Source organism: Arthrobacter sp. NPDC057388, assembly GCF_042668165.1.
Taxonomy (GTDB): domain Bacteria; phylum Actinomycetota; class Actinomycetes; order Actinomycetales; family Micrococcaceae; genus Arthrobacter.
Genome location: NZ_JBHVBL010000065.1, coordinates 1 through 14,699 on the forward strand (window position 1 = coordinate 1; position 14,699 = coordinate 14,699).

Consider the following 14,699-nt stretch of genomic DNA (forward strand, 5'->3'; position numbering starts at 1 on the left):
CTCCTTCACGTTGTGAAGGAGCGTTTGCCGTTGGCCTGCAGGATGTGAGGAAGCGTCGGTGGTTTTTCTGCAGGACGTGAGGAAGGGTGCTGTTTTGGGCGACGGATGTGAGGAAGCGTCGGTGGTTTAGAACTCGCGGCGGTTGGCCAGGACCGGGAGCTTGGTGCGGGCTTCCTTGACCAGGGCGGGGTCCAGGTCTGCGAACAGGAGTCCGGGAGCGCCGTCGAGCTCTTCAAGGACTGCCCCGAAAGGCGAGACAACAGCGCTGTGCCCGACGCCGGTGGGTGCTGCGCCGCGGGGCTCGATGCCTTGGGTGGCGGGGTCGCCCTGGCCGCAGGCGAGGACGTACGTGGTGGTGTCCACCGCGCGGGCCCGGGCCAGGAGCTGCCACTGCTCCACCTTCCCCGGGCCGGAACCCCAGGAGGCGCAGACGATGTTCGCGACCGCGCCGCGCTCGGCGTTGGCCGTGAAGAGGGCCGGGAAGCGGATGTCGTAGCAGGTGGCCAGGCCAAAGGTGAGGCCGCCGGCGTCGAAGGTTACCGGACCTGTCCCGGCGTCCACGGTGTCCGACTCAAGGAAGCCGAAAGCGTCGAAGAGGTGCACCTTGTCGTAGCTGGCTTCCACCCCGGGCCCGGTCACCAGCAGCGTGTTGCGGACTTTGGCCTGTCCTTCCGACGGAGCTGAACCGGGGGTGAACATTCCGGCAACAATCACTATCCCCAGTTCTCGGGCTATCGAGCGGACACGGCTGGCCCAGGGGCCGTCCACGGGTTCGGCGATGTCCAGCAGGGAATTGCCGAACGCACGCATGGTGGCCTCCGGGAAAATGACCATTTCCGCACCGCCGTCCTTAGCGTGGCGGGCATATTCCTCGACCGCGCTGAGGTTCCCGGCCACATCCCTGCCGGTGATGATCTGGGCCAATGCAATCTTCACGAAAACCTCCAGTGGGTGCGTCATTACAGCGGTGGGCAGGTGCCGCCATGGTCCCATTCGCGTAACATGCGGTCCAAGACCGGCTATTAAGACCTGACGACTAAGCTTTAATTGATGGTAATGCCCCTCTTAGACACAGCCTTGACGGTGGACGACTCCCAGGCCCTTCCCCTCGGGGTCCGCGAAGCGCGCCAAGGTGCTGGGGTCGGATCCGGCGACTGTGCCAGCGTCGCGGTGTATGCCCCCGGCATTGCCACCCTGGAGGTGGCTTACCAGGCTCCCGGGCAAAGCTGGCGCCTGCACACCCTGGCCGGCCTGCCGAACGGCGTCCACCACGGAGTTGTGGACGGATTCCCGGTCGGAACCAGGTACGGCTTCCGCGCCGCCCGTAAAGCGGCCCCGAAGGGCGAAGAGGTCCTCCCGCTCGGGGTCCCCACAGTCGATTTCGACGACGACGGCGGCCAGCCACTGTTGCTGGACCCATACGGCCGGGCGGTCGATGACCGCGACGGCTTCCTGACCAGCGTCCGGACGTCCGCCGACTTCGACTGGGGCACTGACGAGAGGCCGGATACCCCGTGGCGCAACACCATCGTCTATGAGGCACATGTCCGTGGCCAGAGCATGCTGCACCCGGACATTCCGGAGATGCTGCGCGGCACATACGCCGGCATGGCCCACCCTGCGATGATCGAGCACCTCACCGGGCTTGGCATCACCGCCCTCCAGCTGCTGCCGGTGCACTTCCACCTCGACGAACCGCACCTGCAGAACCTCGGCCTCACCAACTACTGGGGTTACAACACGGCAGCCTTTTTTGCACCGCACCCCGCGTACGCCACCAAGAATGCCCGGGAGGCCGGGCCGCAGGCCGTCCAGGATGAGTTCAAGGGGATGGTCAAGCTGCTGCACGCAGCCGGCATCGAAGTCATCCTTGACGTCGTCTACAACCACACGGCCGAGGGCGGTCCGGACGGGCCGGCCCTGAGCTTCCGGGGGCTCGGCGAGCAGAAGTACTACCGCACCGACGGCCACGGCAAGTACGTGGACACCACGGGCTGCGGCAACACACTCAACTTCGCAGAGGACCGTGTCATCCAACTGGTGGTGGACTCGCTGAAGCACTGGGTGGACGAGTTCCATGTGGATGGCTTCCGCTTCGACCTCGCCGTCACGCTGTGCCGAAACGCAGCGAACGAGTTCGATCCCCACCACCCGTTCCTCAAAGCCGTCGCCGCGGACCCGACACTTTCCAGGGTCAAGCTGATCGCCGAGCCGTGGGACGTCGGATACGGCGGCTGGCAGACCGGCCGGTTCCCCGCCGGCTGGGTGGACTGGAACGATCACTACCGCGACGCCATGCGATCATTCTGGGTTGCGGACCGTGCCGCCCTCGACAACGGCGGACGGGGCGGCTCGGTGGCCCGGCTGGCCGATGCGCTGTCCGGTTCGGCCAGCCTGTTCGAGCGGTCGGGCCGCTCGCGGCTCGCCTCGGTGAACTACATCACGTCCCACGATGGATTCACCATGACCGACCTCGTGTCCTACGACCGCAAGCACAACGAGGCGAACGGCGAACAGAACCGGGACGGGCACGGCGACAACCGCAGCTACAACCACGGCTTCGAAGGGCGCACCGAGGACGAGGACATCCTGGCCCGCCGGGCCCAAAGCAAGCGCAACCTCATGGCCTCGCTCATGATTTCCCTGGGCGTCCCCATGATCACGGCGGGGGACGAGCTCGGCCGTACCCAGCAGGGCAACAACAACGCGTACTGCCAGGACAATCCGCTCACCTGGGTCGACTGGACCAGCACGCCGGAATCGCATGCCATGCTCCGCAGCACCAAGCGCGTCATCCGGCTGCGGCGGGAGTTCCTGGCGGCCCAGCCCCACGACTATCCCGTCCGGGACGCCCGCTCCTACCTGTACTGGTACGACCGCAACGGGCAGCCCATGTCCATGGACCGCTGGAACGACAACGGGAACCGGGTGGTCCAGTTGCTCCTGGGCTCCGACGACGGTCCCGTGGCCGGACTCATCGTGGTCAACGGCGGCGCCGAGGACATCGAGGTCACCCTTCCGCAGATCGCCAACCACGACGGCACCGCCAAACGGCTGTTCGACCTGCGCCTCACCACGTCCGAGCTTCACGACCGGCGCCAGGGCACCCTTGTGGCGTCCGGCGAGCCTGACGAGGTGCAGGCCTACACCATCAACATCTACCGCACCTAAACTTCGGGGAATCACGCATGCGCAGGCGTTGGACTGTCGGAACGCTGCTGCTGGGGCTTGCTGTCGCTGCCCTCGCGGTCTTCAACCTCTTTATCGCGCCGGGCAGCGCACCTCCCGGTCCGGGTGGGCAGGGCGCTGGACCGCAGGGAACGACGACGGCGTCCCCCGCCTTTTCGACGCCGGCACCCGCTACCGGGGCGCCGGCACCCGCCGCAGCACCGCCGTCGTCCTCCACCACGGCGGCCGGCGTGCCCAACGTGTCCGGCCTGCCCGCCATCCGGGAATCCCAGCTGCCGGCCGAAGGCCGCCGGACCCTCGCACTGGTCCGGCGGGGCGGGCCCTACCCGTACACCCGCGACGGCGTGACCTTCGGCAACTTCGAGCGCATCCTGCCGCGCAAGGCCAGCGGGTATTACAAGGAGTACACCGTTCCCACGCCCGGCGAATCGGACCGGGGAGCCCGGAGGATCGTAGCGGGGCAGGGCGGCGACAAGTACTACACGGCAGACCACTACCAAACGTTCAAGTTCATAGCAGAAGGCAAATAGCACCATGAAGATCTATTCCGGCGACACCTGGACCCTCGAGGAACTGAAGGACCAGGTGTCGGACGCCGGCCGCCGCAGCCTGCTGGTTCCGGCCGCCGATTCCAAGAAGTCCGTGCTTGCGGCCTTTGGTGAGGCCCTGGACTTTCCGGAACACTTCGGCGTCAACATGGACGCGCTCAACGACTCACTCCACGACTTCGCCGACGCCATTTCCGACGACGGCGCGGAGCCGCTCACGGTGATCTGGCAGGTGCCGCCGGCGTTCCGCAGCGACCGCTCCTTCGGCGTCATCTGCGAGATCCTCCAGGACGCCGAGAGCTACGCCGGCAAGGACCTCGCAGTGATAGCTGTGCTCCTCTAAATAGCGCAACGTTAGAGAGCCTGAGCCGCAACTCACGCCGTCGGAGGACGGCGGAGTTGCGGCGCAACGGCGCTATGCGTTGACGATCAGCCCCAGCTCGGCCCTGGAGGCGAGGGCGTCGTTCTTGGGCAGCACCCTCACGGTGTAGCCGAAGGAGCCGGAGCGGTCGATCACGATGGACCCGGCGAAGAGGTAGCGGCCGTTGCCGAGTTCCTCCTTGGCCTCCAGTTCCACCAGGGTCACGTTGGTCAGCTCATCGCTGTCGGCTGCCTGCCCGTAGGCCACCTCGACGGCGACGTCCTGCGGGGACAGGTTGTGGAGTCCGACGTAGGCGTTGACCTGGAGGGTGTCGCCGATCTGCGGGTCCTCCGAAACGCCCAGGGAGTCCACGTGCTCCACGTGCAGCTGCGGCCAGGCCGCGCGGACCTTGGCAATCCACGCCGCCAGCGCCTTGGACTGGGCGTAGGAACCTGTCACCGCCTCCCGCCCGGAAACCGCCGCGGGCCGGTACAGGACGTTGACGTAGTCCTGCAGCATCCGTTCCGCCGAGACCGCCGGGCCGAGGTGGGCCAGCGTGTGCTTGATCATGGAGACCCAGTGCGTGGGGATCTTTTCGTGGCTGGACTCCGACGGCCCGGCAGCGCCGGCTGCCTCGGAGACGGTGTTGCCGTAGAACCGCGGGGCCACCTGGGTCTCGAGCAGCTCGTACAGGGCCGCGGCCTCGATGTCGTCCCGCTCGTCGGCGGACGCGCCGTTGTTGGCGGTGGGGATCGCCCAGCCGTTTTCGCCGTCGTACATCTCATCCCACCAGCCGTCCAGGACGGACAGGTTCAGGGAACCGTTGATGGCGGCCTTCATGCCGGAGGTGCCGCAGGCTTCGAGCGGGCGCAGCGGGTTGTTCAGCCAGACGTCGCAGCCGGGGAACAGGGTGCGGGCCATGGCGATGTCGTAGTTGGGCAGGAAGACGATGCGGTGCCGGACGGCTGGATCGTCGGTGAAGCGGACAAGGTCCTGGATCATCTTCTTGCCGGCGTCGTCGGCGGGGTGTGACTTGCCCGCGATGACCAGTTGGATCGGGTGTTCCTTGTGCAGCAGCAGGGCCTTCAGGCGCTCCGGGTCCCGCAGCATGAGGGTCAGGCGCTTGTAGGTGGGCACCCGGCGGGCGAAGCCGATCGTCAGGACATCCGGGTCCAGCACGGAATCGGTCCAGGCCAGCTCGGCGTCGGCCGCGCCGCGCTTCTTCCAGGCGGCCCGCAGTCGGCGCCGCACATCCTCCACGAGGGAAACGCGCATCTCCCGCCGGAGCGCCCAGACTTCGGCGTCGGACACGTTGTACGCCAGGTCCCACCGCGGCGTCAGTTCGGCTTCAGGGCCGAACCGCTCCCGCGCGAGCTTCGAGATGCGCGGATCCACCCAGGTGGGCACGTGCACGCCGTTGGTCACCGAGGTGATCGGGACCTCCGAATGGTCGAATCCCGGCCACAGTGCGGAGAACATGCCGCGCGAGACTTCGCCGTGGAGCTTGGCCACGCCGTTGGCCCGCTGCGCGAGGCGCAGGCCCATCACGGCCATGTTGAAGACGAACGGGTTGCCCTCGTGGAAGTTTTCGCGGCCCAGGTCCAGGATGCGCGAGGTGGGAACGTCCGGGGCCAGGCCCGCCTCGAAGAAGTGCTGGATCTGCGCGGCTTCGAAGCGGTCGATGCCCGCGGGGACCGGCGTGTGCGTGGTGAACACGGTGGACGAGCGTCCCGCGGCGAGGGCCTCATCGAAGGTCAGTGCCTGCTCGCCGGACATCAGTTCCTGGATCCGTTCGATGCCGAGGAAGCCGGCATGGCCCTCGTTCGTATGGAACACCTCGGGTGCCGGCGTGCCGGTGAGCTTCTGGTAGGCGCGCAGCGCCTTGACCCCGCCCATGCCCAGCAGCAGTTCCTGCTGCAGCCGGTGGTCGCCGCCGCCGCCGTACAGGCGGTCGGTGATGCTGCGGGCGGCATCGTCGTTTCCGGGGACGTTGGAGTCCAGCAGCAGCAGGGGGACGCGTCCGACGTCGGCGCGCCAGATGTGTGCCAGAAGGCGCCGCCCGTTGGGCAGGGGCAGGGATATTTCCAGCGGCTTGCCGTTGCCGTCCGCGGCGGGTTCCCGCAGCAGTGTCAGGGGCAGGCCGTCCGGATCGATGACAGGGTAGGTCTCCTGCTGCCAGGCGTCCCGGGAGAGCGACTGCTTGAAGTAGCCAGCCTGGTAGAGCAGGCCGACGCCGATGAGCGGAACGCCGAGGTCGGAGGCTGCCTTCAGGTGGTCGCCGGCAAGGATGCCCAAACCGCCCGAATACTGCGGCAGGACCTCGGTGATGCCGAATTCGGGGGAGAAGTAGGCGATGGAAGTGGGGGCGTCCTTGCCGAGCCCCTGGTACCAGCGCGGTTCCGTCAGGTACCGGTCCAGGTCCGCGGCTGCCTCCTGGACCCGCGTCACCACGTCCTGGTCCGTTGCGAGCCGGTGCATCTCTTCGCGGCCCACCAGGCCGAGGAAACTGACGGGGTCGTTGCCGCATTGGGCCCAGACCCGGGGGTTCAGGCTTTCGAAGAGTTCCCGGGTGGGCCGGTGCCAGGACCAGCGGAGGTTGGTCGCCAACCTGGCCAGCGGCCGGATCGGCTCGGGAAGAACGGTACGGACAGTAAATCTGCGGATTGCCTTCACCTGCGCCACACTAATCCACAAGGTGAACGGCAGGAACTGCTTTCGATTACTTTCCGGTAAATGACGGATCGCTTCAATAATTAAGTTCGCAGGCTTAGCAATCCGCCCCATTTCTCGCTAACGTCGAGCCTGTGACGACAAACACGCGAACCAGTGCCCCAGCAAAGCAAACGCCGAAAGTTTCGATCACGGAAGGGCTGAGGTTTGGCCGTTTCCCCATCACGGACGTTCAGCCTGTGGTCGAAGGGGGGAAGTTCCCGGCCAAGGCGCTGCCCGGCGAAGGGATCGTGGTCAGCGCCAGGTCCTTCCGGGAGGGCCACGACCAGTTGGGCGTCAGCGCGGTCCTGCTTGATCCGAAAGGCAACGAGCGCCAGCGGGTCCGGCTCCAGCCGCCGGCCGGTGACCGCGGCAAGGGCACTGACCTGTGGGAAGGCCTGCTCACCCCGGACTCCACCGGAAAGTGGTCGTTCGTCATCGAGTCCTGGCATGACCGCTACGGCACGTGGCACCACAACGCCGAGGTGAAGGTGGACGCGGGCATCGACGTCGAGCTGATGCTGGCGGAGGGCGCGGCGCTGCTGTCCCAGGCCGCCGAGGAAGCGGCCCGGAACGATTCCGACCGCCAGACCCTGCGCTCTGCGGCCACCATCCTCTCCGACACCTCCCTTTCGCCCGAGGACCGCCTGGCCGCCGGCTTCAGCCGCGACGTTGCCGCCGTCGTTGACCGCGAGCCCATCCGCGAGCTCGTCACCGTCTCCGAACAGTTCCCCCTGCTCGTTGAGCGGGACCGCGCCGGCCGCGGATCCTGGTACGAATTCTTCCCGCGCTCGGAAGGCGCCGTCCGCAACCACGACACCGGCGAGTGGACCTCCGGCAATTTCCGGACCGCCGCCAACCGGCTTGAAGCCGTGGCCGGCATGGGCTTTGACGTCATCTACATGCCGCCGATCCATCCGATCGGCGTCCAGCACCGCAAGGGCCCCAACAACACCCTGATCGCGGGTCCGAACGACCCCGGTTCACCCTGGGCCATCGGCGCCAAGGAAGGCGGGCACGACGCCATCCACCCCGACCTCGGAACCTTCGAGGACTTTGACGCCTTCGTGGCCCGGGCCAATGAGCTCAACCTCGAGGTGGCGCTTGACCTGGCGCTCCAGGCCGCACCGGACCACCCCTGGGTCACCGAGCACCCGGAATGGTTCACCACCCGCGTGGACGGCAGCATCGCGTACGCCGAGAACCCGCCGAAGAAGTACCAGGACATCTATCCGCTCAACTTCGACAACGACCCCGAGGGCCTGTCCAAGGAAATCCTGCGGATCGTGCAGCTGTGGGTCAGCCACGGCGTCAAGATTTTCCGGGTGGACAACCCGCACACCAAGCCGGTGTGGTTCTGGGAGTGGCTCATCGCCACGGTCAACAAGAAGGACCCGGACGTCGTCTTCCTCGCCGAGGCCTTTACCCGCCCCGCCATGATGCACGCCCTGGGCCGGGCCGGCTTCCAGCAGTCCTACACCTACTTCACGTGGCGCAACACCAAGAAGGAGCTGGAGGAGTACTTCCACCACGTCAGCCACGAGTCGGCTGCGTTCTTCCGGCCCAACTTCTTCGTCAACACGCCGGACATCCTCACCGAGTACCTGCAGTACGGCGGTCCGGCGGCGTTCAAGATCAGGGCTGCGCTGGCGGCAACCGCGAGCCCGCTCTGGGGTGTGTACGCCGGCTACGAGCTGTACGAGCATGTGGCCCGGCCCGGCGCCGAGGAGTACATCGACAATGAGAAGTTCGAGTACAAGGCCCGCGACTGGGATGCTGCCAACGCTTCCGGCCGGACCCTCGCGCCGTACCTGACCAGGCTCAACGAAATCCGCCGCGCCCACCCGGCGCTCGGTGACCTGCAGAACCTGACGCTGCACCAGTGCACGGACGACGCCACGGTGGTGTATTCCAAGCACAAGACCCTCCCGGACGGCACCAGGGACACCATCATCGTGGTGGTCAACGTGGATCCGCACAGTGCACGGGAAGGCATGGTCTCCCTGGACCTGTCCGCGCTCGGCCTCGAACCCCACGACCTCACCCCTAACGGCGGCTTCTGGGTGGACGACCTGATCTCCGGCCAGTCTTGGGAATGGGGGGAGTACAACTACGTGAGGCTGGACGCACATGTTGAACCTGCACACATCCTGAGCATCCGGAGGTAGCCGCCAGTGGCCTTCAGTCCGCAGAGCCCGACCCAGCACTTCACCCCCAAGAGCACATTCGAGCTCAATGCACCGGGTTTGCAGCATGATCCGCTGTGGTACCGGAAAGCGGTGTTCTATGAAGTGCTGGTCCGGGGCTTTGCGGACGCCAACGGCGACGGCTCCGGCGATTTCCACGGGCTGATCGAAAAGCTCGATTACCTGCAGTGGCTGGGTGTGGACTGCCTCTGGCTTCCGCCGTTCTTCCAGTCCCCCCTCCGGGACGGCGGCTATGACATCTCGGACTACAACTCCGTCCTGGACGAGTTCGGGACCATCAGCGACTTCAAGCGCCTGGTGGCAGAGGCCCATGCGCGCGGCGTCCGGGTCATCATCGACCTGCCGCTGAACCACACCTCCGACCAGCACCCCTGGTTCCAGGAGTCCCGGAAGGATCCCGAGGGGCCGTTCGGTGACTTCTACGTCTGGAGCGACACGGACGAGAAATACCAGGACGCCCGCATCATCTTCGTGGACACGGAGGAATCCAACTGGACCTTCGACCCCATCCGGCGGCAGTTTTTCTGGCACCGGTTCTTCAGCCACCAGCCTGACCTGAACTTCGAAAACCCCAAGGTCATCGACGCCGTGTTCGACGTCGTCCGGTTCTGGCTGGACCAGGGGATCGACGGGTTCCGCGCCGACGCCATTCCGTACCTGTACGAGGAGGAGGGGACCAACTGCGAAAACCTCCCGGCGACGCATGAGTTCCTGCGCAGGCTGCGGAAGATGGTGGACGAGAGCTACCCGGGCCGCGTGATCATCGCCGAGGCCAACCAGCCGCCCAACGAGGTGGTCGAGTACTTCGGCACCGAGGAGGAGCCGGAGTGCCACATGGCCTTCCACTTCCCGATCATGCCGCGGCTCTACTACGCGCTGCGGGACCAGAAGGCCGCGCCCATCATCGAGACGATGCACGACACCCCGGACATCCCGGAAGGTGCCCAGTGGGGGACGTTCCTGCGCAACCACGATGAGCTCACGCTGGAAATGGTCACCGCCGATGAGCGGGCCGCCATGCTCGGCTGGTACGCGCCGGACCCGCGCATGCGGGCCAATATCGGCATCCGGCGCCGGCTGGCGCCGCTGCTGGACAATTCGCGGGCGGAAATCGAACTCATCAACGCCCTGCTGCTGTCCCTGCCGGGCAGCCCCTTCCTGTACTACGGCGACGAAATCGGGATGGGCGACAACATCTGGCTCGAGGACCGCGACGCCGTCCGCACCCCCATGCAGTGGAACCCGGACCGCAACGCGGGCTTCTCCAACGCCGACCCCGGCAAGCTGTACCTGCCCGTGATCCAGTCGCTGGTCTACAACTACGCCATGGCCAACGTGGAAGCCGAGGCCGCCCATTCCGGATCGCTGCTGCGCTGGACACGGCAGATCCTCAGCGTGCGCAAGAACCACCCGGCGTTCGGGCTCGGGGCGTTCAAGCACGTGGAGGCCGACCACGAGGTGGTGCTGGCCTATCTCCGCGAACTCCCGGAGGGCAACGCTGCGGGCGAACCGCCGGAATCCATCCTCTGCGTCTTCAACCTTTCCCAGCACCCGGTGTCCACCACCCTGAGGCTCCCGGAACTGTCCGGCCGGGGCCTGCGGGACGTCTTCGGAGGCCAGCCGTTCCCCGGCATCAGCGACGACGGGCACCTGACACTGACCCTGGGCAGCCACGACTTCTTCTGGCTGCGCCTGCGGTCCACGGCCTCCAACCCCGCTTCACCCTTTACGCAAGCGATGCCGATACTGTCGATTGAGGGATGAGATGACCCAAACCATGCTGACCCCCACACTCGAACTGCTCCTCCGCGACTGGCTGCCCGCCCAGAGATGGTTCCCGGTAAAGTCCCCGGACTTCACCCTGGCACCGGCGGGCGGCCTGGTCCTGGATGACGTCACCGGCCAGGCCGGGCTGGAAGTGTTCCTCGCCTCCGTTGAGTCCAAAACGGCCGACGGCGTCTCCCGCGCCGACGTTGTCCAGATCCCGCTCAGCTACCGCAGCCAGCCGCTGCCGGGTGCCGAACGTGCCCTGATCGGTGAAATCGAAGCCGCGGGACTTGGCCGCCGCTGGGTTTACGACGGCGTCCACGACCCCGCGTTCATCGGCGCATGGCTGGACCTGATCCGGACCCAGGAAACCGCCGGCACCGCCAGCGGCCATCTCTCCGGAGCCAGCCAGCCGCTGCCGCAGGCCAGCGGAACGGTCCGTGTCCTGTCCGGCGAACAGTCCAACACCTCGGTGATAGTGGACGACGGCGACTCCGCAGCGATCGTGAAATTCTTCCGTGTGCTTTCGGCCGGGAAAAACCCCGAGGTGGAAGTCGGGGCCGCCCTGTCCGCGGCCCGTACCCCGGAGGTGCCGGCCACGCTGGGCTGGGTCACGGGTGAGTGGTGCCCCCAGGGCCAGCCTTCCCAGGGCAGCTCCGCAGGGGACGGCCCGCTCCAGGGCGAACTCGCGGTGGCCCACGAATTCCTGGCCGGCGGCCGGGACGCGTGGCGGCTCGCCGTTGAAGCGGCTGCCGGGGGAGTGGACTTCACTGCTGAGGCGCACGCCCTGGGCCATGCGACGGCAACTGTGCACCGCCGGCTCGCCGAAACGCTGGGCGTCTCTGCTGAAGCGGTGCCGGGCGGGGATATCGCCCCCGGAGTAGCCCAGCGCATGCGTCAGGCATGGGCGGAAGCGGGCTCCGCCGTCGGACCTTACGAAGAAGGGCTGGAAAGCCTGCTCAGCGGGCTGGAAGGCACTCCCGCCGGCGCGCTGCAGCGCATCCACGGCGACCTGCACCTGGGCCAGATCCTCCAGGTGCCGGGCGCCGAAGGCGGCCGTGACCGGTGGGCCATCCTCGACTTCGAGGGGGAGCCGCTCCGGCCCATCTCCGAGCGCAACTTCCCCGACGTCCCGCTGAGGGACGTGACGGGCATGCTGCGCTCCTTTGACTACGCCGCGGGCGCCGCCGAACGGGAACAGCCGGGTGTCCGCGTCCCCGAGTCCTGGGTGGATGACTGCACGGAGGCCTTTTTGGCAGGTTACGCCGAGGTCGCGCCCGGAACTGTGGACCGAAATTCGCCGCTCTTTGTGGCATTGTGGCTGGACAAGGCGCTCTACGAAGTCGTGTACGAGTTGCGCAACCGACCGGGCTGGCTGGCCATTCCGGTGAATGCGGCCAGGCGGCTCCTCAGCACTAAAAGCTCCGGCGAACCGGCCGGGGCAGCAGCGGAAGGTAAAAAGATGACAGGCTCTGCACACACCGACAGTCCCCATGCCCCCTTGCACGTGGACCAGCACACGCTCTCGCGTGTCGCGGCCGGTGAACACCACGCCCCGCACTCGGTGCTTGGTGCCCATTTGGACGACTACGGCCACGTGACCATCCGCACCGTCAAGCATCTCGCGGAGGCAGTGAACGTGGTGACCCAGGCCGGAACCGTGCCCATGACCCACGAGAAGGAAGGCGTCTGGGTGGCGGTGCTGGAACCGCTGCAGCACGGCCACGTGCCGGACTACCGCCTTGAGGTGACGTACGAAGGCGCCGAACCCGTAACCGTGGACGATCCCTACCGCTACCTCCCCACCGTGGGCGAAGTGGACCTGCACCTGATCGGCGAGGGACGCCACGAGAAGCTGTGGACTGTGCTGGGCGCGCACGTGCAGCACTACAAGTCGTCGCTGGGCGACATTCACGGCGTGTCCTTTGCCGTATGGGCGCCCAACGCCGAAGCGGTCCGCGTCAAGGGCGACTTCAACGCCTGGGACGGGCGGGAAAACTCGCTGCGCTCCCTCGGTTCCTCGGGCGTCTGGGAACTGTTCATCCCCGGGGTGCAGGCCGGCGCCTGCTACAAGTACGAGATCAAGACCAAGGGCGGCTGGTGGGTGGAAAAAGCCGACCCCCTGGCCTTCGGCACCGAGGTGCCGCCGCTCACCGCTTCGCGGGTTGTCGAATCCCACTACCAGTTCAAGGACGCGGACTGGATGAAGGAACGCGCCGCACGGGACCCGCACAACTCGCCGATGAGCGTCTACGAGGTGCACCTCGGATCCTGGCGCCTGGGCCTCGGCTACCGCGAACTCGCCAAGGAACTCGTGGAGTACGTCAAGTGGCTCGGCTTCAGCCACGTCGAGTTCATGCCCGTGGCCGAGCATCCCTTCGGCGGCTCCTGGGGCTACCAGGTCACCTCCTACTACGCGCCCACCTCGCGCTTCGGGCATCCCGATGAGTTCCGCTACCTCGTGGACTCCCTCCACCAGGCAGGCATTGGCGTCATCCTGGACTGGGTGCCGGCGCACTTCCCGAAGGACAACTGGGCCCTGGCACAGTTTGACGGGCAGCCGCTCTACGAACACGCTGACCCGAACCTTGGCGAGCACCCGGACTGGGGCACCCTGATCTTCGACTTCGGCCGCACCGAAGTCCGGAACTTCCTGGTGGCCAACGCGCTCTACTGGCTCGACGAGTTCCACATCGATGGACTGCGCGTGGACGCGGTCGCCTCCATGCTGTACCTCGACTATTCGCGGGAACACGGCCAGTGGCAGCCCAACCGCTTCGGCGGCCGTGAAAACCTGGAGGCCATCTCGTTCCTGCAGGAAGCCAACGCCACGGTCTACAAGACCCACCCCGGCGCCGTGATGATCGCCGAGGAATCCACCGCTTTCCCTGGCGTCACCGCGCCCACCAGCCAGGGCGGCCTCGGCTTCGGCCTCAAGTGGAACATGGGCTGGATGCACGACTCCCTCAAGTACGCCTCCGAGGACCCGATCAACCGCAAGTGGCACCACGGCACGGTCACGTTCTCCATGGTTTATGCCTTCACGGAGAACTTCCTGCTGCCGATCAGCCACGATGAGGTTGTCCACGGCAAGGGCTCCATGCTCCGCAAGATGCCTGGTGACCGCTGGCAGCAGCTGGCCAACCTCCGCGCCTTCCTCGGATACCAGTGGGCCCACCCCGGCAAGCAGCTGATCTTCATGGGGACCGAATTCGGCCAGGAAGCCGAGTGGTCCGAACAGCACGGCCTCGACTGGTGGCTGGCTGAAATCCCGGCCCACCGCGGCGTGCAGCTGCTGCTCAAGGACCTGAACGAGCTCTACAGGTCGACGCCGGCACTGTACTCCCGGGACAACGAGCCCGGCGGGTTCCAGTGGATCAACGGAGCCGACGCTGACCGCAACGTCCTGACCTTTGTCCGCTGGGACACCGAGGGCAACCCGCTGGTCTTTGCCGTCAACTTCTCCGGCGGCCCGCACAAGGAGTACGCCCTTGGTGTGCCCACCGCAGGAGGGTGGACAGAGGTCCTCAACACCGACGCCGAGGAGTACGGCGGATCGGGCGTTCTCAACGGCGGCACCCTGGTTGCGAAGGACGAAGGCATCGACGGGCAGCCGGCGACCCTTACGGTCACGCTGCCTCCGTTGGGCGCCGCGTTCTTCCGGCCTTCTGCTTCCGGTGTCGTCACGACGGCGGCCGCCGCCCGGGCGAAAGCCAGCGAGGTTGGATCCGGAATTGTTGCCGGGCCCCCGACCGGCCAGGCCGGGGCCCGCGCTGCTGAACCCCAGGCTGCCGAACCCCAGATTGCCGACCCCGAGGGTGAGACCGGGAAGTCGGCTTTGCCCGGCGGCCCGCTCGTGTGAGTCGCGGCGGACTCCTGGTCTAGGAACCGGGCAGGGTCCGGAATCCCGTGGGATTC

The 14,699-nt window shown here is 66.7% G+C and carries 8 protein-coding genes; 6 read left to right on the plus strand and 2 right to left on the minus strand.

Annotated elements, in window-relative coordinates:
* Nucleotides 1–126: 126 nt before the first annotated feature.
* Nucleotides 127–936: a carbon-nitrogen hydrolase family protein gene (locus tag ACFUTU_RS20050; RefSeq protein ID WP_377967504.1), complete on the minus strand. Its 810-nt coding sequence runs from the start codon at nt 934–936 to the stop codon at nt 127–129.
* A gap of 114 nt (nt 937–1,050) precedes the next feature.
* On the opposite strand from ACFUTU_RS20050, the gene glgX reads away from it, so the two are divergent.
* Genes glgX through ACFUTU_RS20065 form a run of 3 tightly spaced genes read left to right on the plus strand, consistent with a single transcriptional unit; the run spans nt 1,051 to nt 4,080 of the window.
* Nucleotides 1,051–3,171 carry a glycogen debranching protein GlgX gene (gene glgX, locus ACFUTU_RS20055; RefSeq protein WP_377967506.1) on the plus strand — a complete coding sequence of 707 codons (2,121 nt, stop codon included), beginning with the start codon at nt 1,051–1,053 and terminating at the stop codon, nt 3,169–3,171.
* A gap of 17 nt (nt 3,172–3,188) precedes the next feature.
* Complete coding sequence (locus tag ACFUTU_RS20060; protein WP_377967508.1) at nt 3,189–3,719, plus strand: ribonuclease domain-containing protein; 531 nt, start codon at nt 3,189–3,191, stop codon at nt 3,717–3,719.
* 4 nt (nt 3,720–3,723) lie between these two features.
* Nucleotides 3,724–4,080 (plus strand): barstar family protein, encoded by a 357-nt coding sequence (locus tag ACFUTU_RS20065; protein ID WP_377967510.1) that lies wholly within the window; start codon nt 3,724–3,726, stop codon nt 4,078–4,080.
* A gap of 72 nt (nt 4,081–4,152) precedes the next feature.
* On the opposite strand, the gene glgP is transcribed toward ACFUTU_RS20065, so the two are convergent.
* Nucleotides 4,153–6,771, minus strand: coding sequence for an alpha-glucan family phosphorylase (glgP, locus tag ACFUTU_RS20070; protein WP_377967518.1), 2,619 nt, complete (start codon nt 6,769–6,771; stop codon nt 4,153–4,155).
* 131 nt (nt 6,772–6,902) lie between these two features.
* On the opposite strand from glgP, the gene ACFUTU_RS20075 reads away from it, so the two are divergent.
* From ACFUTU_RS20075 to ACFUTU_RS20085, 3 genes are read left to right on the plus strand one after another with little or no spacing between them, the layout of a single operon-like run.
* A complete protein-coding gene (locus tag ACFUTU_RS20075; RefSeq protein WP_377967512.1) occupies nt 6,903–8,975 on the plus strand; it encodes an alpha-1,4-glucan--maltose-1-phosphate maltosyltransferase in 2,073 nt (690 codons plus the stop codon).
* Between the two features lie 6 nt (nt 8,976–8,981).
* The gene (gene treS, locus ACFUTU_RS20080; RefSeq protein ID WP_377967514.1) at nt 8,982–10,778 is read left to right on the plus strand and encodes a maltose alpha-D-glucosyltransferase; all 1,797 of its coding nucleotides are present in this window, start codon (nt 8,982–8,984) and stop codon (nt 10,776–10,778) included.
* A gap of 1 nt (nt 10,779) precedes the next feature.
* The gene (locus ACFUTU_RS20085) at nt 10,780–14,643 is read left to right on the plus strand and encodes a 1,4-alpha-glucan branching enzyme (protein WP_377967516.1); all 3,864 of its coding nucleotides are present in this window, start codon (nt 10,780–10,782) and stop codon (nt 14,641–14,643) included.
* Nucleotides 14,644–14,699 lie beyond the last annotated feature (56 nt).